Genomic DNA, 20,032 nt, shown 5'->3' with positions numbered 1-20,032 from the left:
TCGGCATATGTCGGAGAGCCGCTCCAGTACTGGCATTTGGGGCCGCGGCGTGGCCGCTTTTTGGCCGCATCCTATTTCCAACCGGCGGTTTTCGGACGTCTTTCGATGTCGTCACGACCTCCAAAATCCGCGTAATTACGCGGAAGTTGTCGTTTCATGTCGGTATGCGAATTGCCCAATTTGCATTCGAGTCCCTCCAGGGGCACCGTCTGTTCTCTCTCGAAGAGGTCGCGGGTTCTTCACCCTGTCGCTCCGGCCGGCTCCCCGCACACGAGAATGGCGACGGAATCGGCGTAATGAACTGACCGTCGTCGAGTCTCTTCGAGTGCGTGGGGGAGCGACGATCCCGTGCGACACCGGATCTCATAGTCGAGCAGTACCGAGCACAAGGGCCGTGATGGTGACAGACAACAACAAACGATGGGGAGTGGGCCGAACCGGGGCCTGGATCGCCGCGGCAGCGGTGGCACTGAGTGCACTTGCTGCCCCGATGGCTGCGACAGCCGCGCCAGCCGTGGATCTCGAGACGGGGGACACGGTCTATATCGGCGGCAAGCAGGGCTATGGCGGCACGGGCGTGTTCCCGCTGTGGCCGGGCGATGCTCAGGACGGCGACCCTCTCTTCTGGGCGTATTGCCTGGAGAACCAGGTCGACGCGAGGACCAGCGCGACAGGGGTGGTCGGTGACGTAGGGGACTACGTCGGCACCAACTACTTCACGGACCCGACGGTACAGGGCAAGGTCCTGTGGGTGCTCGCGAACAGCTACCCTGCGCTCTCGCTCGACGAGTTCGGTACCGCCGCGGGCGTTCCGGAGATCTCCCGCAACGACGCGATCGAGGCGACGCAGTATGCCATCTGGCGATACACCGACCTGACGTTCGATGCGAACTGGGACTTCGAGACGCAGGATTCCGCGGATGCGTACTGGTACTTGATCAACGGTGCGAACGCCTCTTCGGGTCTGAGTCCCGATGACTTCGAAGTGACCGCGTCCGTCGAGTCGCCCCCCACGCCGCAGACAGCCGATTCCCTGGTCGGGCCGTTCACCGTCACGACCAACCAGTCGACCGTATCGGTCAGCAGCGACGGAGATGCGGTGATCACCGACGCCGTGGGGAACCCCATCGACACGGATGCCGTGGTCGACGGGCAGCAGCTCTACCTCGACCTGCGAGGCACGAGCGCAGCGGGCTCTGCCACCATCACCGTCAGCGCCCGGGGGTCGAGCAGCACGGGGAACATCATCTCCGTCCCCACCGTCGCCGGCACGACCCCGACGGAAGAGGACCACGCGCAGAGCCTCATCCTGGTCACGCCGAGTGAGACCACGACGACGGCCCAGGGCACCGTCGAATGGGCGGCATTGCCGGTTCCAGCGATCAGGACGTCATTGGTGGACGCGGCTGATGGTGATCGGGTGCTGCCGTGGAGCGGAGGATCGGTGACGGACACGGTCGCGTTCCAGAATCTCACGCCGGGCACGGAGTACACGCTGACGGGTGAGCTCATTCGGAAGGCGGACGGTTCGACGACGGGCATCACGGGCTCGACGACGTTCACGCCGACCGAGCCCGACGGCAGCGTCGAGGTGTCGTTCGTGGTTCCCGAGGGATTCGCCGGTGAGGTCCTGGTCGCTTTCGAGCGTCTGTTCCTGGGGGAGGCGACGGGCGATCCTGTCGCCGTCCACGAGGACATCGATGATCCGGCTCAGACCGTCACCGTCGAGGAGGCGCCCGTCACCCCGACGGAGCCGAGCACGCCGTCCCAGCCGAGCACGCCGTCCCAGCCGAACTCGCCGACGCAGCCGAACTCGCCGACGCAGCCGGATGCCTCGGAGCCGTCGGAGGGACGGCTCGCGACGACGGGAGCCACGCTTCCTGTCGTCGGTGTCGCAGCGGCGGCGATCATGGTGGCGCTGGGGACAGCCCTTCTTCGGATGCGCCGGGCGCGCTCCGAACTCTGAGTCGTTCTGACCGCAACAGCAGGCCCGGCATCCTTCGATGCCGGGCCTCTGCGCTTCCTCCCTGATCAACGAGGCAGCGCTGCGGCCGGCGAGAGGAACTCTCTCAGATCTGCGACGAGCGCCCCGCTGGCCTCCTCGGCCACGTGATGCCCGCTGTCGATACGAGCCTCCTTCGGCTCTGCGATCGTCCAAGGGCGCCAGACGGCGAGCGGATCGTCGTACAGCGACAGGAGGTCATCACGGAGAGACCAGATGAGGAGGGTCGGCGACGCGATCCTGCGCCCGGCGGCGCGGTCGGCGTCCTCGTGCTCCCTGTCGATCGTCAGCCCCGCCCGGTAGGCCTCGAGCATCGGCGAGGATCACGCGCTCCGGGATCTGCGGCTGCGCGAAGAAGAACCAGTGCCACCACGCGGTGGCGAAGCGGTCATCGGCTCGACGAAGATGCTCGCTGATCGGCAGACAGTCCACGAGCGCCAGCCGTCGCACCGCCTCCGGATGGTCGAGCGCCAGTCGAAGGGCGACATAGCTCCCGCGGTCGTGCCCGACGAGGTCGAAGCGACCATGGCCCAGCTCGCGAGCGACCTGCAGCATGTCGTTCGCCATCACGCGTTTCGAGGCCTGTGAATGATCCGCCGCCGGTGGTGGCGCAGTCGATGCTCCGTACCCCCGAAGGTCCGGGCAGATCACGGTGAACCCGAGGTCCACGAGAAGGGGAGCCACGCGATGCCAGGTGGAGGATGTGCGCGGATGGCCGTGCAGAAGCATCACTGCAGGTCCTTCGCCGCCGAATCGGCAGAAGATGGTCGCGTCGTCCGTCCGGACGTGCGCCTCGGAGAATCCGGAGAACACCGCGTCCTGGAACCGGTCCTCAGCCTGCCATCGCCTGGAGACGCGTGCGGAGCTCCTCGCTGGTGTGGGTCTCCTGATCGAGATTCTGCTGGAGCAGCTTCGCCGCCTCCGTGCTCTGTGCGTTCACGGCGAGGATCAGGGACGTGTACGCGGCGATCTCGTAGTGCTCGTTCCCCAGCGCGGAGGCGAGTGCGACCTGATCGCGCAAGGCGGGGGCGGCGCGCTTGATCAGCGATTCGGCCTGGCGCGAGATGCCCTTCGTGCTCGGCGACGGAGCCGTCGATGCCGGCAGCTCCAGAACGCGGAACACCTGCTGCAGATTGGCGATCTGCTCCCGGGTCTCCTCCTGATGGTGCCGGAACAGCTTCTTCACATCCGTCGACTTCGCGGCGCCGGCGAGCTCCTTCAGCGCGGCCAGGGAGTCGTTCTCCATCGTCAGTGCTGTGCGGAGCTGGAAGCGGATGAGGTCCTGCGGGGATTCGAGCACCGTCTGGGACATGGCCATTCCTTTCGTCGGAGGACTCACCGTACGGTGCTCGCGCCAGACGCCATGAGGGGCTTGATTTCCGCGTCGCGGAGCACTATCGCGTCCGTGAACGGGGTCGCTCCGCAGGGCCGGCGTCAGGCCACGAGCGGCAGCAAGGACGCCAGGAAACCCAGGATCGCGGCGCCGAGCATGACGGCCGCGAGCACCAGGCAGACGCGCACGGCCGGAGACCGCTTCTCGAATCGCATGCGCTCCGGATCCCGCGTGGAGACGAAGCCGGGCACGGTCGTGCGATCGGCGTACGTCGCGTGCTCCCGCACGCTCAGCGGACGCGTGCAGGTGCGCCCCTGGACGCTCCAGAGCGCGAAACTGCGGTCGTCGATGTCGTCGAGGATCGTCACGGAGGCCGGGGCGTACGCCCCCTCGGCCAGGCGGATCATGAGACCGATCGCCAGCAGCGGGATGCCCGCCAGCACGCCGATCCAGGACAGCAGGTCGCCGATCGTGCCGACGATGTCGACCGCGCTCATGAGCCGGAACCGGATGCGAACAGGCTCGTTGTCACGCGGCTTCCTTCCGACCTGCGCACACGCTGCGCTTCCTCGACGTTAGCGCACGCCGTCACGCCCGACGCGCCATGGTCGCCGTCCCGCGCACTGGTGCCCTCCGCGCCTGTCGCTCGAGTCGGCGCAGCAGCGGCGTGAGCTGCTGCTCGGCGGTCGACGGATGCTCGGGATGCCATTGCACCCCGGTGATCGGCGCGGTCTCGTGCACGACCGCCTCGACGACGCCGTCTCCCGCGCGAGCGGCGACGCGCAGCCCCGCCCCCAGCGCGTCGACGGCTTGATGGTGCGTGCAGAGCACCGGGAGGTCAGCATCCACGTCGCCGGCGAGATCCACGTCGTTCTCGAGCCGCACGTGCGACCGCACGAACGGATCCGTGCCTCGACCGCGGTGCCGTTCCACGGTGGGCAGATGCTGCACGAGCGTTCCACCGAGCGCGACGTTGATCACCTGGAGTCCGCGGCAGATCCCGAGCACGGGCTTTCGCTGCTGCAACGCCTCGAGGACGACCGCGATATGCGTGCTGTCCGTACGCGGCTCGTGGTGTCCGGAACCCGGGTACTCGACTCGGTCGCCGTACAGCCGCGGATCGACGTCCTCGCCGCCCATGAGGACGATGAGGTCGGCGCGGCGTGCGGCCGCATGGGTCTCGGCGGTCGCGATCTCCGCGGTCGGTACCAGGATCGGCTCCCACCCCAGACGGATCACGGACTGCGCCGCCGACGCGTTCAGCGCGTCGAGCTCGGCCTGATATCCGGCCGCGTGCGGCCTGCGGGTGCGCAAGTGCAGGAGCGCGACTCGATGGGTGGTGGGCATTGCGTCTCCGGTCGTTCCCGGTCCGTGTCACCCACACGAACCCTCAGTGCTGCGGAATCACAGCCATCCTGTCGCCCGGGCTTTGCGCGGCGGCGTCGGGGGCGTTACCGGGATGTTTCGGCGTGCGCACGGCGCACCATCGGATGCCGTCCGCGGACCGGAACTCGATCACCGTCAGCGCCGCGGAGCCGATCGGCCGCACGTCGTGTCGCGTGAGGACTTGTTCCGTGTGAGGGGCCGCGTCCACGACATAGGCGGCTTCGAAGAGCGCCCACAGCCGTCCGGCCGTCACCTCCTCGCCATGCGCGTCCGCGTCCGCCTGCACGTGGCGGGCGAAGTCGATCTGCATCCGCCGCGGGAGCGTCACCCCGAACGCGGACTCGAGCAGGTGGGCGATCCCGCCCTTGCCCGACTGCGAGTTCACCCGGATCACCGCGTCGTAGTCGCGACCGAGGTCCCCGGGGTCGACCGGCAGGTACGGGACGCGCCACGCGGCCTCCCGCTCGGGCGTCCCTTCGGCCGCAGCACGCTCACGGTGCTCGGCGAATCCCTTGCGGATCGCATCCTGGTGCGTGCCGCTGAACGCCGTGTGCACGAGATCACCGACATAGGGATGCCGCGGATGCACCTCGATGCGGTTGCACTCCTCGACGGTGCGGCGGATCTCGTCGATGTCCGAGAAATCGATCATGGGGTCGACGCCCTGCGCGTGCAGGTTCAGCGCGAGGATCGCAATGTCCACGTTCCCGGTGCGCTCGCCGTTGCCGAACACGCACCCCTCGACGCGCTCGGCTCCGGCCAGCACCGCCAGCTCGGCACAGGCGACGCCGGTGCCTCGGTCGTTGTGCGGATGCACGGACAGGATGACGCCGTCGCGCCGTCCCAGATTGCGGTGCATGTACTCGATCTGATCCGCGTACACATTGGGCGTCGCGATCTCCACGGTCGCCGGGAGATTCAGGATCACCGGGCGCTCGGGAGCGGCATCCCACAGGGTGGTCATGGCGTCGCACACGTCGAGGGCGTAGTCCGGCTCGGTGAGGTTGAAGACCTCCGGGGAGAACTGGAACCGGACATGCGGGAGATCGCCCGCGAGCGCGAGCACGTCGCGGCCGGCATCCAGGATCAGTCTCTTGAGCTCCTCGCGGTCTCGCCCGAGCACGACGTCTCGCCAGGTCGGTGCCGTCGCCGTGTACATGTGGATGACCACGGGGTTGCGGATGCCGCGGATGGACGCGACCGTCTGCTCGATGAGATCGCGGCGGGCGGCCGTGAAGACGACGATCGTGACATCCTCGGGGGCGAGGTCCGACTCGGCGATGAGCCGGACGAAGTCGAAGTCGGTGCGGGATGCCGAGGGGTACCCGACCTCGATCTCCTTGTAGCCCATGGCGACGAGCAGTTCGAAGAACCGTCTCTTGCGCTGCGGGTCCATCGGCTCGGCGAGCGCCTGGTTGCCGTCGCGCAGGTCGACCGGGACCCACAGGGGTGCGTGAGTGAGCCGTCGCGACGGCCATGTCCGCTCGGTCAGCGGCACGGCGACGCGATCGAACACCGACGCGTATCGGTACGAGGGCATCTGAGAACGCTGCTGGCGGTTCCAGTGCGGTGCGGACGCGGGGACGCCGCCGGCGGGTGTGGACAGGGTGGGGAAGGCGATGGACATGATTCCTCGGCACGTCGAAGGGGATCGACCGGTCGGCGACGACGCCACGACGGGGATCCGGTCTGGTCACGACCCGTCGTGGCGACGAAGGAGGAGGAGCCCGATGTGCATGGCGCTACGTTAGCAACTCCTCAGACAAGTTGACAAGTTAGGATGATGCGCATGGTTCAGATCCGCCGCACGCCGCTCGCCGATCAGGCTGCAGATCTCCTGCTCGACCGCATCCGCTCGGGGGAGTGGGTGCTCGGGCAGAAGCTGCCGGGGGAGACGACACTCGCCCCGCAGCTGGGAGTCGGCCGCTCGACGGTGCGCGAGGCGATCCGTCAGCTCGCCGGTCGCGGCGTTCTCGCCGCGAGGCAGGGGTCGGGCGTCTACGTCCTCGCGCTGGACGCCCCCGAGGATTGGGACGCCGTGCTGCGCCGCGCCGACATCGCCGCCGTCATCGAGGCGCGCATCGCCATCGAGAGCGAAGCGGCGTCACTCGCCGCCGAGCGTCGAACGGCGACCGACCTGCGCACGATCCGTCGAGCCCTCACGGGCCGCGACAACGACGCCGAGGGCATCGAGGCGCATGTGGACGCGGACACGGCCTTTCACCGCAGCATCATCGCCGCCGCACACAATCCGATCCTGCTCGAGCTGTTCGACGGGTTCACGCCGCGCCTGCGTCAGGCCATGGTCGAGATGCTGCGCCTCCGGCCGCTCCACGGCGGGCCCGCCGATCAGGAACGCCACGCGCGGTTGGCCGATGCGGTCGCCGCGAGGGACGCCGGCGCGGCGGCATCCGAGAGCAGAGCGCACCTGAACGAGCTGAAGGAGGGTCTGCGATGAGCGACGAGGTCCTGCGGCTCGATGCCGTCACCTTCCGGCGCAACGGCACGCACATCCTGCACGGGATCGACCTCGTCGTCCACCGAGGCGAGCACTGGGCCCTGCTCGGACCGAACGGCGCAGGCAAGAGCACGATCCTCGGTTTCTGCGGAGCGCAGACGCACCCCACCTCGGGGACCGTCGACGTGCTCGGCCGCCGGCTCGGACGTGTGGACATGCAGGAGCTGCGACGCCACATCGGGCATGTCAACCCGCGACATCCGATCCGCATGCCGCTGACCGCCCTGGACGTGGTGCTCACCGGCTTCACCGGAACCATCGATCAGGCGATCCGCTGGACCCCGTCGACGGCGGAGCGGAGCCGCGCGACGGATCTGCTCGCGATGGTGGGGCTGCATGATCGCGCCGAGCTCATCTGGCCGACCATGTCGCAGGGCGAGCGGGGCCGGACGCTCATCGCCCGTGCGCTCGCCGCTGATCCGTCTCTCCTCCTGCTCGACGAGCCGACCACGGGACTGGACGTCGCCGCGCGCGAGCAGCTGCTCGAGACGATCGACGACCTCTCCCGCACCGAGGCCGATCTCGCCTCGATCCTCGTGACGCATCATCTGGAGGAGCTCCCGGAGACGACGACCCACGCCATGGTCATCGCCGAGGGTCGGGTCCTCGCCGCGGGGCCGGTGGCGGAGACGATCACCTCGGAACTGATCAGCGACGCGTTCCGGCATCCCATCGATGTCGCCCATGACGACGGGCGTTGGAGCGCACGAGCGCGTCGGCGGACCGTGGTCTGACGCGAGCGCTCAGCGTTCGCCCCGGGACAGTCTCGAGGGCCACCAGATCGCTCGGCCGATGTCGTACGTCAGGGCGGGCACGAGCAGGGAGCGCACCACGAAGGTGTCGAGCAGAACGCCGAATGCGACGATGAACGCGAGTTGCACGAGGAACAGGATCGGGATCACCGAGAGCGCCGCGAACGTCGCGGCCAGCACCAGGCCGGCCGACGTGATGACTCCTCCGGTGATGGCGAGGCCCCGCAGGATGCCCTCCCGTGTCCCGTGCTTCAGCGACTCCTCGCGCACTCGGGTCATGAGGAAGATGTTGTAGTCGATCCCGAGCGCGACGAGGAAGACGAACCCGTACAGGGGCACCGCCGGATCGGCCCCGGGAAAGTGGAAGATCCCGTTGAACACGAGGGCAGAGACCCCCATGGCCGTTCCGAACGACAGCACCGTGGTGAGGATCAGCAGCACCGGCGCCAGGATCGAGCGCAGCAGCAGCATCAGGATCAGCATGATCACGACGAGGATCACGGGGATGATGAGCGTGCGGTCATGGATCGACGCGTCGTTCGTGTCGACGGCCGTCGCCGTGACCCCGCCGACGAGAGCGCCGGTGCCGTCGAACTCGTCGCGCAGCTCGCGGACCGTGGCGGCGGCGGCATCCGAATCCGCGGCATCCGTGAGCGTCGCCTGGAGGAGGACGTCGCCGTCGACCACCGTGGGATCCGGAGCGGGCGTGCCCGGCGCCCCGACGGGCTGGATGCCGTCCTCGGTGACCGGAGCAGTGCCGCTCGGGGAGTCCGCCGCCGTCACCGACACGGACTCCACGCCGCTGTTCGCGAGCAGCACGTCCGCGGCGTCCTGCAGCGCGTCCTCCGGCACGACGACGTAGGCCGGGCTGCCCGACCCGCCGGGGAAGTGCTCGCCCAGCGCCTCCTGACCGTCCCGCGCCTGGGACGAGCCGAGCACGAGGTCCGACTGCGGGACTCCCGACGCGTTCAACTGGGTGACCCCGGCAGCACCCGCCAGCAGCACGAGGGTCGTCACGATCCAGATCACGCGCGGGCGTCGGCTGATGAGGCCGGCCAGGCGGGTCCAGAGTCCGTGGGCGGGCATGCCGTTCTCGGCCGCGACGACCTCCGGCTCGAACGCGGGACGGCGCGGCCAGAACGCCGCTCGACCGAACAGGAGCAGCAGGGCGGGCAACAGGGTGAGCGCCGAGAGCATGGCGAACACGATGCCGATCGACGCCACCGGACCCAGCGTGCTGTTGGACTTCAGATCGCTCAGCAGCAGGCACAGCAGCCCGGCGATCACGGTGCCGCCGGACGCGAGGATCGGTTCGAAGGATCCCTTCCACGCGCCGAGCACGGCGGCGCCGGAGTCCTTCGTGGCGCGCAGCTCCTCGCGGAAGCGGGCGACGAACAGCAGCGCGTAGTCCGTGGCGGCGCCGATCACGAGGATGAACAGGATGCCCTGGGTCTGTCCGCTGAGCAGCAGGATCTCGGCCTTCGCGAGCCACCACACCGTCAGCAGGGCGACGCACAGGGCGAACAGGCTCGTCGCCAGCACGACGACCGGGAGCAGGAGAGACCGGTACACGAGCACCAGGATCACGAGCACCGCGAGCAGCGCGACGCCCAGCAGCAGTCCGTCGATGCCGGCGAAACCTGCCACGAGGTCAGCGCTGAATCCCGCGGGACCGGTGATGAACACGGTCACGCCCGCGGGCGCGGCGTCCGAGAGCTCGGTCTCGAGCGCGGACACCGTCTCGCCGAGGTCGGCTTCGCTGAGCACCGGGATGAACGCCTGCGCGGCCATGCCGTCCTCGGAGACCAGCGCGGGGGAGACGTCCGCGCCGACGCCCTCGATATCGGGGGCGTCCACCACGGCATCCGAGATCTCATCGAGCTGTGCCTGCGTGAGCTCCTCGTCGCCGAGGAACACCGCGATCGCCGGGATCGCATCGGTGTCGTTGAACTCGCCGAGCAGCTGCTGCACCTCGGTCGCCTCGGCGCTCTCCGGCAGGTAGCTGGTCTGGTCGTTCGATGAGACCTCGTCGACCTTGCCGAACAGCGGCCCTCCGAACGATGCGGCCGTGAGCCAGACCAGGATCAGGGCGACCGGGAGGAGGACCCGCGCCCAGGAGTGCCTGCGCACGCGGGTGCGGGTCCGAGGTGCGGAGTCGGTCGTGCGAGGCATGAAGGCCTTTCGGTTGCGTGCGGATCGGAGAGGCCTGGGCGTCAGCCCAGCCAGGCGAGGATGAGGATCAGGGTGGCGAGGAAGCCGGCGCCGTAGTTCAGGGCGATGAAGCGGCGCCACGCGCGATTGGTCCGGGTGGCGTTCTCGTCGGTCACGCTCCACCAGGGGGCGGCGTTGATGAGGTACGGGATCGCGAGAACGGCGGCGAGGGGAGCCGGCCACGCGGCAGGCAGGACGGTCAGCGCGGCCGCTGCCCAGAGGATCACAGCCAGACGCACGGTGGTGCGGGCGCCGAGAACGGTGGCGATCGAGCCGATGCCCGCCTCGCGATCCGGCACGACGTCCTGGACGGCGCCGAACGCGTGCGCCGCCATCCCCCACAGGAAGAAGGCGACGAGGATCAGGATGAGATCGATGCTGACCGATGCGCCCGCCAGGGCCAGGCCCACGACGGCCGGACTCGTGAAGTGCGTGCTCGAGGTGATCGAGTCCAGCACCGGCCGCTCCTTGAACCGCAACGGCGGTGCCGAGTAGGCGACCACGGCGAACACGCTGAGAGCCAGCCACGCCGCCGACGCGGGCGTCCCGACGGCCAGGAGGAAGACGAGGAAGGGGACGTTGCTCGCCGCCGCCGCCCACAGCGTGGCGCGATGCAGCCGCGGCGGCAGCAGGGCGCCTTCGATTCCGCCCTTGCGCGGATTGGCGGCATCGGATGCGTAGTCGAACACGTCGTTGATGCCGTACATGGCGAGGTTGTACGGCACGAGGAAGTACAGCACGCCCACTACGAAGACCGTGTCGACCTCGCGGGTCGTGAGAAGGTATGCCGCCCCGAACGGGAATGCGGTGTTGATCCAGCTGATCGGCCGCGAGGCCAGCAGGATCGTGGACAGAGCGCCGCGAATCATCCGCCCAGCCCCGCATCCGTCCCGATGCCGTCGGCCTCGGACGCTCGGCGCGTGCGCAGCAGGACCCAGACCGACGGGAGGAGGATCGCCGCGGCGATCGGATAGGCGAAGTCCTCGATCGGCGCGAGCCCGATCCGCAGTCCGGAGAGGTGAGGATCCGCGTAGGTGAAGAAACCCGCGCCGATCATGATCGAGTCGAACACGGCCGTGAGCACGAGGAGGGCGCCGAGCGCGAGACCGATCGCTCCGGCGCGCGGCAGGCGGCGAGCGCGCAGCGCCGCGAGTCCGGCCAGTGCCACGGCCAGTCCGAGGAAGACGAGCGACAGGAGCGCATAGGTCATGATGCCTCACCGCCCGACGCTCCTGTCAGCATGCGCTCGGCGCCCGCATAGAGCACCATCGTGCACACCACCAGGAAGACCAGGAAGACCGGCTCCTCGAGGGGGAGTTCCGGGGCGAGGAGGATGCCCGTGGCGTACGGGCTGTCTCCGCGGAGGAAGATGCCCAGCGAGATCCCGGCGAGATCCCACAGGACGAAGAACAGCAACCCGATCGCCGTGACGATCAGGGCCGACCGCGCGTCCCGCCAGAAGAACAGGCGGTATCGCCAGTCGATCAGGAGCATGCACCCCAGGCTCGCAAGCAGCGCGAGGAGATAGATCGCGCCCATCACGCCGTCCCCGTCCCCGCTCGCGCCGCCCCCGCGCGCGCGGCGACGGGGCCCGGGCTGTGGTCCCCGCGGATCCGCTTGAGCACGAGCTCGGCGCTGATGAGGCACATGGGCACGCCGATTCCCGGCGCTGTGGTCGCACCGGCGTAGTAGAGACCGTCGACACGACGCGATGCGTTCTGCGCACGGAACATCGCGCTCTGAGACAGGACGTGCGCCGGACCCAGCATTCCTCCGCGCCAGGAGTGGTATTGGTCGGCGAAGTCGGCGGGCCCGAGCGTCTGACGCACGACGATCCGCTCGCGGAGGTCTCCGATCCCCGCCCACTCCGAGACGAGATCGATCGCGGCATCCGCAGCACGCTCGACCCTTTCGGACCCGGCACCGTCCGCGCCGCCATGGCCGATGCCGACGTCGGCAGGGACAGGGACGAGGACGAACAGGTTCTCGTGCTCGGCAGGCGCGACCGCCGGATCCGTCGCCGACGGCCTGCAGACGTAGATCGAGGCCGGGTCCGGGATCCGCGGTGCGCGTCCGAAGATCGCGTCGAAGTTCGCGTCCCAGTCCCGCGTGAAGAACAGGGAGTGATGGGCGAGCTCCGGCAGCGGTCCCCGCACCCCGAGCATGACGATCACGGCTCCCGGTCCGCTGATGCGCCGGTTCCACCACCTCTCGGGATAGGTGCGCAGGCTCGGGGGCAGCAGCTCCGTCTCCGTGTGGTGGAGGTCCGCCGCGGAGACGACGATGTCGGCGAGTTCGAGATGCTCCTCACCCGAGGCATCGATCCAGCGCACTCCCTGCGCGCGATCCCGTCCCGCGGCGGGCACGGTGAGGATGGTCGTCACCTCGGCGCCGGTGACGACCGAGGCTCCGTTCTCCTCCGCCAGCGCGCGGATGCGGTCGGCGACCGCCCAGAATCCGCCCTGGGGGTACTGCACGCCTTCGTCGAGATCGAGCGTGCTCATGAGGTGGTACATGGCCGGTGCACGGCGAGGGTCCGTCCCCAGGAACACCGCGGGATAGCCGAGGATCTGCCGGATCACCGGGTGCCGGAAGCGGCGCGCGGCGAAGGCGTCGAGCCGGCCGGCCAACAGGCGTGCCAGCCGGGGGAGTCGGCGCAGGATCTCCGGAGACGCGAGGTGCGACAGGCGCGTGAACGGGTTGTAGAGGAAATGCCGGACAGCCATCTCGTTCGCCTCGGCCGCCGATGCCAGGTACGCGGCGAGGCGGGGGCCCGCCCCGGGTTCGAGAGCGTCGAAGAGAGCGCGCACGCGGTCTGCTCCGGCCGGCACGCTCACCGGCGCAGACGCCTCCTCCGTCGCAGGCTCGGAGAACACGCGGTACGCAGGATCGAGGTCGACCAGGTCGAGCTGCTCGGCTGTCGCGGTGCCCATGAGATCGAAGAAGTGGTCGAAGACGCCGGGCATGAGATACCACGAGGGTCCGGTGTCGAAACGGAACCCGTCGCGATCGAGCACTCCCACCCGTCCGCCTGTCCGGTCGTTCCGCTCGAGCACCGTGACGCGGTATCCGTCGCGGGCGAGCAGCCCCGCGGTGGCGAGTCCTGCGATGCCGCCGCCGATCACGATCACCCGGCTCATCGCCGCGGCTCCGCCCACGTGACGACGAGGGATCTCGCCGCGAGCAGGACCTTGACGGCGTCGGGAACGCGCACCCTCTTCTCGTACAGAGCGGCCGCGGGCAGGCGGGCGACGCGTGCGGCGAGCGACTCGAACAGCGCGAGCGCGCTGCGGACCGCGGCGCGCGCGTCCCGGGGGAGCAGAGGGATCGCCCGTCGGGCATCATCGAGCTGCGACCGCACCGTCCGGACCCAGGCGTCGCGATCCTCGTCGGTCAGGCACCCGGAGCCGCCGAGATAGCCGCGATGCAGTCGTTCGGTGTCGTCAGCGATGTCGCGGAGGAAGTTCACGTTCTGGAACGCGGCGCCGAGCTGACGCGCCCCGGCCTCCAGTCGGTCGCGGTCGGCCTGTGGGGGGTTCTCGTCCCGCAGGAAGACGCGCAGGCACATCAGGCCGACGACCTCCGCCGATCCGTGGACGTAGCGGGCGTGCGCCTCGGCCGTGTAGGTCTGAAGGCCTCCGGGCGCGGACTTCTCGTCTGCGGTCGTGTCGGCGCGCATGGAGTCGAAGAACGGTCGCGTCAGGTCCTCGCCGATCCGGCATCGCGCCGCGGTCCGTGCGAACGCATGGATCACGATGTTGCTGCTGTACCCGGTCCGCATGGCCCGATGGGTCTCGTCGGCGTACGCGTCGAGCGCGGCGCGCTGCGCGGCCGGGTCGAGGCCGGCCTCCCTCGCGACGCCGTCGACGATCTCATCCGCGACGCGCACCAGGGCGTACACGTTCCGCACGTGTTGGCGATGGCGCCGCCCGAGCAGGCGGGTCGCGAGGCCGAACGACGTCGAGTACGCCCGGATGACGCCGGTGGCCGCGGTCTCGGCCGTCCGCGTGAATCGGGAAAGCGCCGGCGCGTCGTCCGGAGAGGCGGAGACAGTCATGACACACGCCCTTCGATGCGGGAGATCAGGTCGGCGAGCGTCTTTCTCGCGCTGGACGGCAGGAGGAGGTCGTCGTCAGCCAGGCCGGCCCGAGCCGCGGCGATCTGCTCTGCGACGAGCTGCTGCACGAAGGCTTCCGCCCCGCAGCGCCGAAGGTGTCCGCGGATCGCGGCGGCGCCGTCCGCGGTCAGATTCGGATCGCCCAACCCGGGGCGGATCGCCGTCCAGGCGCTCGTCATGCGGGCGTAGGCGATCAGTGCCGTCTCCTTGCCTTCGCGCAGATCGGAGTACGGCTCCTTGCCGTGCTCGGCGGCGTCCCCGAACACCGAGAGCGCATCGTCCTGCAGCTGGAACGCGATGCCCAGGTGCTGGGCGGTCGCGGCGAGGCGCGCTTCGATCGGTGGCGCAGCCCCGGCGAGGACCGCGGCGAGTCGCAACGGGAACTCGAAGGTGTACGTGGCGGTCTTGCGCGCCGTCATGGTCAGGATGGTCTGCAGATCGGGCGTGATCACCCCGTCGCTGAGCCCGACGTCCGCGTATTCGCCTGCCACCGTCTCGGCGATCGTGTGGTCCAGAAGGTCCAGCAGTCGGGTGCGCCGGTCAGCGTCGAGATCCAGTCGGGCGAACATCTGGTGCACAGCGGAGAGCAGCAGATCTCCCATGAGGACCGCTCCCGTGGTCGCCCAGTGGTCGGCCGCGCGACGGTCGAGACCGGGATTCGCGGAGCGCAGGGTGCCGATGAGATTCGGCTTTCCGCGGCGATGCGTGTCGCCGTCGATGACATCGTCGTGGAGCAGGAACGCGTAGTGCAGGATCTCGACGGCGGCGGCGAGCTCGATGACGACGTCGAGCGGGGGGCGTTCCGGCGCGCCGTCGAGGAGCCCGGCGTGCAGGTCCACCACCAGCCGTGGCCGCAGCAGCTTGCCGCCGAGCACGTGCTCCGCAGCGGAGCGCCAGAGCTGCGCATAACCTTCGCCGTAGTCGGCCGAACGTGCCGCGTTCGCCTCGAACACGGTCCGCACACGTGATTCCACCTGTTCGTGGATCTCTTCGCGGGTGACGGTGGCGTTCATGGGTCAGACCCTGCCCGCTGCGCGCAGAAGAGGCAACTGCTCTCGCAGCCAGGGGCTGAAGGCGAAGGGGGCGCTCGCGATCGCCGTGAGCAGGTCATCGGGCAGGACCCACGCCCACTCCATGACCTCCGCAGGGTCGGGGACAGGGTCCTCGTCGATCCGGGCCACGTGCACCGGGCAGATCTCGTTCTCGACGGTCCCGCCCGCGTCGACGGCGCGGTACCGGTAGTCGGGCAGAGCGGCGAGCACGTCGATCGGCGTGATCCCCAACTCTTCGCCGCCGCGCCGGATGACGGCATCCAGGAGGTCCTCATCGGGTCGTGGATGCCCGCAGAAGCTGTTCGTCCAAACGCCGGGCCAGGTGCGCTTGGACAGGGCTCTGCGGGTGACCAGCAACCGTCCGCTGCCGTCGAGCAGGTGACACGAGAACGCGAGGTGAAGCGGAGTCGTCGACGAATGGGCGTCGTCTTTCGGTGCTGTCCCGATCGCGGTGCCGTCCTCGGCGAGGAGAGTCACATACTCCACAGGGCCCTCCCTAGTATCGTTTATTGCTAGCCAAGCGAGAAATCAAGCTAGCATGAAAGAACATCAGGAGTAAAGTGGCGAGGTGTCCATGGAAGACCGCGCGAACCCCCTCGAGTCCGTGCCCGCCGACACGTCATCTTCCACGCGCGACGGACTCGACCGATCCGCAATCTACGACGTCGACTCATCCGACCCGCGCCAGATGCTCGTGGACCGGTCAGGCATCGACGACGCCGACGTGCGTCAGATCACCGAGCTCATGAAGGCGCTCGGCGCCCTTCGGGAGGCGGAGCAGCGGCTCTCCGAGGCCTCGCGACGCTACATGCAGCTCAACGAGACCGACATGCGTGCACTGCACTACCTGATCGTGTGCACGCACAGGGAGATCATCGCCACGCCGGGAGGCATCGCGCAGCACCTGTCGATCTCCAGCGCCTCGACGACGAAACTGCTCGACCGTCTCGAGCGTGGAGGCCACATCGTGCGGGCCGCGCACCCCACCGATCGCCGCGCGCTCGCGATCACGATCTCGCCGGAGACCCACAGGGCCGCGATGGAAACCGTCGGGCGTCAGCAGGCGAAACGGTTCAATGCGGCCGCACGGTTGTCGTCATCCGAGCGGGAGGTGGTGATCCGCTTCCTGCGGGACATGACGGACGAGATCACCCTGCGCGACGAAGCCTGGGCGAGCGACGCAGCGCACGCCCAGGCCTGATCCGCGCGGGGAGCAGGCCTGATCCCCGCGGGAGGGAAGTGGATCAGTGTGCGGCGCGGTACGCCTCGACCACGGATTCGGGGATGCGACCGCGCTCGGACACCTTGTGTCCGTTCGCGTTGGCCCACTCCCGGATGGCGGCGGTCTCCGGATTGCGCGAGGCGGTGCGCTTGCGCGTCGACCCCGATCGCGCTGCCACGCCGACGGACGAACGACGCCCGGCCGCGATATAGGGTTCGAGCGCGGAGCGGAGCTCCTGCGCATTCTCGTTCGTCAGGTCGATCTCATACGAGATGCCGTTGAGCGAGAAATGCACGGTCTCGCCGTCACCGGCTTCGAGAAGAGTTCCGTCGAGGTCGTCCACAAGCTGGTGCACAATTCGTCGAGCCATTTCCCCATCCTATTCAGACGCCTCCGAACGGCCAAGGAATTCATTCTCTTTTCATGGAGAATGCGCTCGTCGCATCGGTCAGGAAGGAATCACGGAAGCAACCCCATGCGCCGCGCTTTCGCGACGGCGGCATGACGCGTCGAGGCGTCGAGTTTGGACATCGCCGTTCCGAGGTAGGCCTTCACCGTCCCTTCGCGCAGTCCCAACTGCGCCCCGATCTCGGCATTCGTCGCCCCCAGAGCGGCGCACGCCAGCACATCCGTCTCGCGGGGCGAGAGGTGAATGTGAGGGAGGGGACCCGTCGTGGTCGGCGGCTCGCCGCCGGCGAGCTGCAGCAGCCTCCGTTCGAGATCGCCGAGCCGTGCGCGCAGATCATCGTCGGAGACGGAGGCCGAGATGCTGCGCAGTTCGGCGAAGCTCTCCCGGAGTTCCTCGCGGCGCGAGGCGGTCATCGTCGGGCTCGGCGGTGCCATCGCCTGGAGGCGACGCCCCACCTCGTCGCGGATGCGCAACTCGGTGCTCACCGCCTCGGCCACGCTCATCGCGGGTGCCGTCGTCACGCCTCCGACAGGGGACTGCTCCCACGCGCCGGCGTAGAGGACGCCCCGGGCTCGCCCCGCCACCACGATCGGGATCGCGAGGAGCGTGCGGAGCCCCTCGCCGAGGACGAAGCCGTCGTAGTCGTGGGTGATCTGCCGGGATGTGCGGTAGTCGCTCGTCATCCGCGGACGCTGTTCGCTCATCGCGCGACCGCCGAGGCCGCGCTCCGGCCGGACCCGGAGCCCTTCGAGGCTGCGCGTGCGGGTTCCCACGATGCTCGTGACCGAGACCTCGCCGTCCTCGACGAGCCCCCCGAACGCGACAGGAAAGCGGGTGCGCCTGGCCAGCTCGCGCACGGCCTGTGCCACGAGCTCGGCGTCGGTCTCGTCGGAGACTGCCGGAATCACGGATACCTACTTTCGGGGGTGACGGCCCTGTTCCCCGTTTCGTAGCGTCGACCCTACCACCGGGCGGATCCCTCCGCCCGGGCTCGACCATGTGGCAAGGAGGCCTCATGACTGACCGAATCGAAGGCGAGTCGGCAGGACAGATCGACTACATCGCCGTCGAGGAATCGCCGAGATTCCAAGGACTCAAGCGAACGCAGAGATCATTCATCTTCCCGCTGGCTGCCCTTTTCCTGATCTGGTATTTCGTGTACGTGCTGCTCGCCGCGTTCGCTCCCGAATTCATGGGCCAGCGCGTGTGGGGTGATATCACGGTCGGACTGCTTTTCGGACTCGGGCAATTCGTGTCGACATTCGCGATCACGATGGGATATGTCGCTTTCGCGAACAGGAAGCTCGATCCCGTCGCCGCAGAGATCCGTGACGAACTCGAGAAGGCGCAGGCCCAGGCATGAACCTCATCCCGATGGAGACGACGCCGACGGGCGCGAACAACCCGATCCTGAACATCTCGATCTTCGCGGCCTTCGTGGCCGTGACTTTGTTCATCGTCATCCGCGCGAGCCGCAACAACAAGACGGCGGCTGACTACTACGCGGCCGGTCGTTCGTTCACGGGCCCTCAGAACGGATTCGCCATCGCGGGGGACTATCTGTCCGCGGCGTCCTTCCTCGGCATCTGCGGTGCGATCGCCGTGAACGGCTACGACGGGTTCCTGTACTCGATCGGGTTCCTCGTGGCATGGCTCGTGGCCCTGCTGCTCGTCGCCGAGCTGATGCGCAACACCGGCAAGTTCACGATGGCGGATGTGCTGTCGTTCCGCCTCAAGCAGCGGCCGGTCCGGATGGCGGCCGCGATCACGACTCTCGCGGTGTGCTTCTTCTACCTCCTGGCGCAGATGGCGGGTGCGGGCGGTCTCGTCTCGCTTCTGCTGGGCATCGACGCCCGGATCGGGCAGTCCGCGGTCATCGCCGTCGTCGGGGCGCTGATGATCCTCTACGTGCTGATCGGCGGGATGAAGGGCACGACCTGGGTGCAGATCGTGAAGGCCGTCCTGCTCATCGCCGGAGCGCTGGCGATGGCGATCTGGGTGCTGGCATTGAACGGCTTCAGCCTCAACACGCTGCTGGAGTCCGCTGTGGAGGCCTCCCCGCAGGGCGACGCGATCCTGGCCCCTGGCCTGCAGTACGGCGCGAATCCCTGGGACTTCCTCTCGCTGGGCATGGCGCTCGTGCTGGGGACCGCCGGTCTGCCGCACGTGCTGATGCGCTTCTACACGGTCCCGACGGCGAAGGAGGCCCGCCGTTCCGTGGTGTGGGCGATCTGGCTCATCGGCGGGTTCTACCTGCTGACGCTCGTGCTCGGGTACGGTGCCGGAGCGCTCGTCACGCCCGAGGTCATCGTGAACGCCCCCGGCGGCGTCAACTCGGCCGCGCCGCTGCTGGCGGAGAGACTCGGCGGGCCACTGCTGCTCGGCTTCATCTCGGCCGTCGCCTTCGCGACGATCCTGGCGGTCGTCGCGGGCCTCACGATCACCGCCGCCGCGTCCTTCGCGCACGACATCTACGCCAACGTGATCCAGAAGGGCCGCAAGAAGTCGGACGGGACGCCGGCGGATGCCGACCCGAATGCCGAGGTGAAGGTGGCACGCCGCACGGTGGTCGTCATCGGCATCCTCGCGATCCTCGGCGGCATCGGGGCGCAGGGACAGAACATCGCGTTCCTGGTCGCCCTCGCCTTCGCCGTGGCGGCCTCGGCGAACCTGCCGACCATCCTCTACTCGCTCTTCTGGCGGCGTTTCAACACCCGGGGCGCGGTGTGGAGCATGTACGGCGGTCTCGGATCGGCGATCGTCCTGATCGTCCTCTCCCCGGTGTTCTCGGGCTCCGAGACGGCGATGATCCCGCAGATCGACATCGCGATCTGGCCACTGAACAACCCCGGGATCGTCTCGATCCCGCTCGGGTTCCTGCTGGGATGGCTCGGCACGATCACGGCACGCGGCACCGAGTCGCGGGCGCTCGCCGCCGAGATGGAGGTGCGCTCCCTCACCGGATTCGGGGCCGAGAAGGCCGTGGAGCACTGACCTGCCGAGCGCGGACATTCGAGAAGGGGACGAGGA

At 68.7% G+C, this 20,032-nt stretch carries 22 protein-coding genes; 6 read left to right on the top strand and 16 right to left on the bottom strand.

The window, feature by feature from the left end:
• The first annotated feature begins 490 nt into the window (after window positions 1-490).
• Window positions 491-1,966, top strand: coding sequence for a VaFE repeat-containing surface-anchored protein (locus tag AC3RXZ_RS05800; RefSeq protein WP_491493404.1), 1,476 nt, complete (start codon window positions 491-493; stop codon window positions 1,964-1,966).
• A gap of 65 nt (window positions 1,967-2,031) precedes the next feature.
• On the opposite strand, the gene AC3RXZ_RS05795 is transcribed toward AC3RXZ_RS05800, so the two are convergent.
• The 6 genes from AC3RXZ_RS05795 to AC3RXZ_RS05770 form a co-directional block, all read right to left on the bottom strand.
• Window positions 2,032-2,316, bottom strand: a complete 285-nt coding sequence (locus AC3RXZ_RS05795; protein ID WP_498265582.1) for a hypothetical protein — start codon at window positions 2,314-2,316, stop codon at window positions 2,032-2,034.
• Complete coding sequence (locus AC3RXZ_RS05790; RefSeq protein WP_491493504.1) at window positions 2,204-2,731, bottom strand: alpha/beta fold hydrolase; 528 nt, start codon at window positions 2,729-2,731, stop codon at window positions 2,204-2,206. Before AC3RXZ_RS05790 ends, AC3RXZ_RS05795 begins: the two co-directional genes overlap by 113 nt.
• Before the next feature lie 103 nt (window positions 2,732-2,834).
• Window positions 2,835-3,314, bottom strand: a complete 480-nt coding sequence (locus AC3RXZ_RS05785) for a YciE/YciF ferroxidase family protein (protein WP_491493403.1) — start codon at window positions 3,312-3,314, stop codon at window positions 2,835-2,837.
• A gap of 122 nt (window positions 3,315-3,436) precedes the next feature.
• On the bottom strand, window positions 3,437-3,832 hold the full coding sequence (locus tag AC3RXZ_RS05780; RefSeq protein WP_491493402.1) for a hypothetical protein: 396 nt from the start codon (window positions 3,830-3,832) through the stop codon (window positions 3,437-3,439).
• Window positions 3,833-3,923: 91 nt separating this feature from the next.
• Complete coding sequence (locus tag AC3RXZ_RS05775) at window positions 3,924-4,682, bottom strand: gamma-glutamyl-gamma-aminobutyrate hydrolase family protein (RefSeq protein ID WP_243224651.1); 759 nt, start codon at window positions 4,680-4,682, stop codon at window positions 3,924-3,926.
• Window positions 4,683-4,725: 43 nt separating this feature from the next.
• Window positions 4,726-6,348 (bottom strand): 2-isopropylmalate synthase, encoded by a 1,623-nt coding sequence (locus AC3RXZ_RS05770; RefSeq protein WP_491493401.1) that lies wholly within the window; start codon window positions 6,346-6,348, stop codon window positions 4,726-4,728.
• 162 nt (window positions 6,349-6,510) lie between these two features.
• Here AC3RXZ_RS05770 and AC3RXZ_RS05765 point away from each other — a divergent pair, with 162 nt between their 5' ends.
• Both AC3RXZ_RS05765 and AC3RXZ_RS05760 read left to right on the top strand, forming a co-directional pair.
• Window positions 6,511-7,179, top strand: a complete 669-nt coding sequence (locus AC3RXZ_RS05765) for a FadR/GntR family transcriptional regulator (protein ID WP_491493400.1) — start codon at window positions 6,511-6,513, stop codon at window positions 7,177-7,179.
• Window positions 7,176-7,973 (top strand): ABC transporter ATP-binding protein, encoded by a 798-nt coding sequence (locus tag AC3RXZ_RS05760; RefSeq protein ID WP_491493399.1) that lies wholly within the window; start codon window positions 7,176-7,178, stop codon window positions 7,971-7,973. The genes AC3RXZ_RS05765 and AC3RXZ_RS05760 overlap by 4 nt, the downstream gene beginning before the upstream one ends.
• Window positions 7,974-7,982: 9 nt before the next feature.
• On the opposite strand, the gene AC3RXZ_RS05755 is transcribed toward AC3RXZ_RS05760, so the two are convergent.
• From AC3RXZ_RS05755 to idi, 8 genes are read right to left on the bottom strand one after another with little or no spacing between them, the layout of a single operon-like run.
• Window positions 7,983-10,163, bottom strand: a complete 2,181-nt coding sequence (locus AC3RXZ_RS05755) for an MMPL family transporter (RefSeq protein ID WP_491493398.1) — start codon at window positions 10,161-10,163, stop codon at window positions 7,983-7,985.
• 41 nt (window positions 10,164-10,204) lie between these two features.
• On the bottom strand, window positions 10,205-11,071 hold the full coding sequence (locus AC3RXZ_RS05750) for a prenyltransferase (RefSeq protein ID WP_491493397.1): 867 nt from the start codon (window positions 11,069-11,071) through the stop codon (window positions 10,205-10,207).
• Window positions 11,068-11,412: a lycopene cyclase domain-containing protein gene (locus AC3RXZ_RS05745; protein WP_491493396.1), complete on the bottom strand. Its 345-nt coding sequence runs from the start codon at window positions 11,410-11,412 to the stop codon at window positions 11,068-11,070. Before AC3RXZ_RS05745 ends, AC3RXZ_RS05750 begins: the two co-directional genes overlap by 4 nt.
• Window positions 11,409-11,741 carry a lycopene cyclase domain-containing protein gene (locus tag AC3RXZ_RS05740; protein ID WP_491493503.1) on the bottom strand — a complete coding sequence of 111 codons (333 nt, stop codon included), beginning with the start codon at window positions 11,739-11,741 and terminating at the stop codon, window positions 11,409-11,411. The genes AC3RXZ_RS05745 and AC3RXZ_RS05740 overlap by 4 nt, the downstream gene beginning before the upstream one ends.
• On the bottom strand, window positions 11,741-13,342 hold the full coding sequence (gene crtI / locus AC3RXZ_RS05735; protein ID WP_491493395.1) for a phytoene desaturase family protein: 1,602 nt from the start codon (window positions 13,340-13,342) through the stop codon (window positions 11,741-11,743). Before crtI ends, AC3RXZ_RS05740 begins: the two co-directional genes overlap by 1 nt.
• On the bottom strand, window positions 13,339-14,259 hold the full coding sequence (locus AC3RXZ_RS05730; protein WP_491493394.1) for a phytoene/squalene synthase family protein: 921 nt from the start codon (window positions 14,257-14,259) through the stop codon (window positions 13,339-13,341). Before AC3RXZ_RS05730 ends, crtI begins: the two co-directional genes overlap by 4 nt.
• Window positions 14,256-15,332 carry a polyprenyl synthetase family protein gene (locus AC3RXZ_RS05725; protein WP_243224660.1) on the bottom strand — a complete coding sequence of 359 codons (1,077 nt, stop codon included), beginning with the start codon at window positions 15,330-15,332 and terminating at the stop codon, window positions 14,256-14,258. Before AC3RXZ_RS05725 ends, AC3RXZ_RS05730 begins: the two co-directional genes overlap by 4 nt.
• Window positions 15,333-15,335: 3 nt before the next feature.
• Window positions 15,336-15,857, bottom strand: a complete 522-nt coding sequence (idi, locus tag AC3RXZ_RS05720; RefSeq protein ID WP_243224661.1) for an isopentenyl-diphosphate Delta-isomerase — start codon at window positions 15,855-15,857, stop codon at window positions 15,336-15,338.
• Between the two features lie 88 nt (window positions 15,858-15,945).
• Here idi and AC3RXZ_RS05715 point away from each other — a divergent pair, with 88 nt between their 5' ends.
• Window positions 15,946-16,572 carry a MarR family winged helix-turn-helix transcriptional regulator gene (locus AC3RXZ_RS05715; RefSeq protein ID WP_243226138.1) on the top strand — a complete coding sequence of 209 codons (627 nt, stop codon included), beginning with the start codon at window positions 15,946-15,948 and terminating at the stop codon, window positions 16,570-16,572.
• A gap of 43 nt (window positions 16,573-16,615) precedes the next feature.
• Here the strand turns inward: AC3RXZ_RS05715 and AC3RXZ_RS05710 are convergent, their stop codons facing one another.
• Complete coding sequence (locus tag AC3RXZ_RS05710; protein WP_243224662.1) at window positions 16,616-16,963, bottom strand: histone-like nucleoid-structuring protein Lsr2; 348 nt, start codon at window positions 16,961-16,963, stop codon at window positions 16,616-16,618.
• An 89-nt stretch (window positions 16,964-17,052) separates the two neighbouring features.
• Entirely contained in the window at window positions 17,053-17,910 is an 858-nt protein-coding gene (locus tag AC3RXZ_RS05705) for a LuxR C-terminal-related transcriptional regulator (RefSeq protein ID WP_243224663.1), read from the bottom strand.
• A gap of 107 nt (window positions 17,911-18,017) precedes the next feature.
• Here AC3RXZ_RS05705 and AC3RXZ_RS05700 point away from each other — a divergent pair, with 107 nt between their 5' ends.
• Window positions 18,018-18,365, top strand: coding sequence for a DUF485 domain-containing protein (locus tag AC3RXZ_RS05700; RefSeq protein WP_491493393.1), 348 nt, complete (start codon window positions 18,018-18,020; stop codon window positions 18,363-18,365).
• On the top strand, window positions 18,362-19,996 hold the full coding sequence (locus AC3RXZ_RS05695; protein ID WP_491493392.1) for a monocarboxylic acid transporter: 1,635 nt from the start codon (window positions 18,362-18,364) through the stop codon (window positions 19,994-19,996). Before AC3RXZ_RS05700 ends, AC3RXZ_RS05695 begins: the two co-directional genes overlap by 4 nt.
• Window positions 19,997-20,032: the final 36 nt, after the last annotated feature.

This window comes from Microbacterium cucumeris (assembly GCF_058349845.2).
The sequence above is the reverse complement of the archived record's forward strand: the minus strand, read 5'-3'. Positions and strand labels throughout refer to the sequence as shown.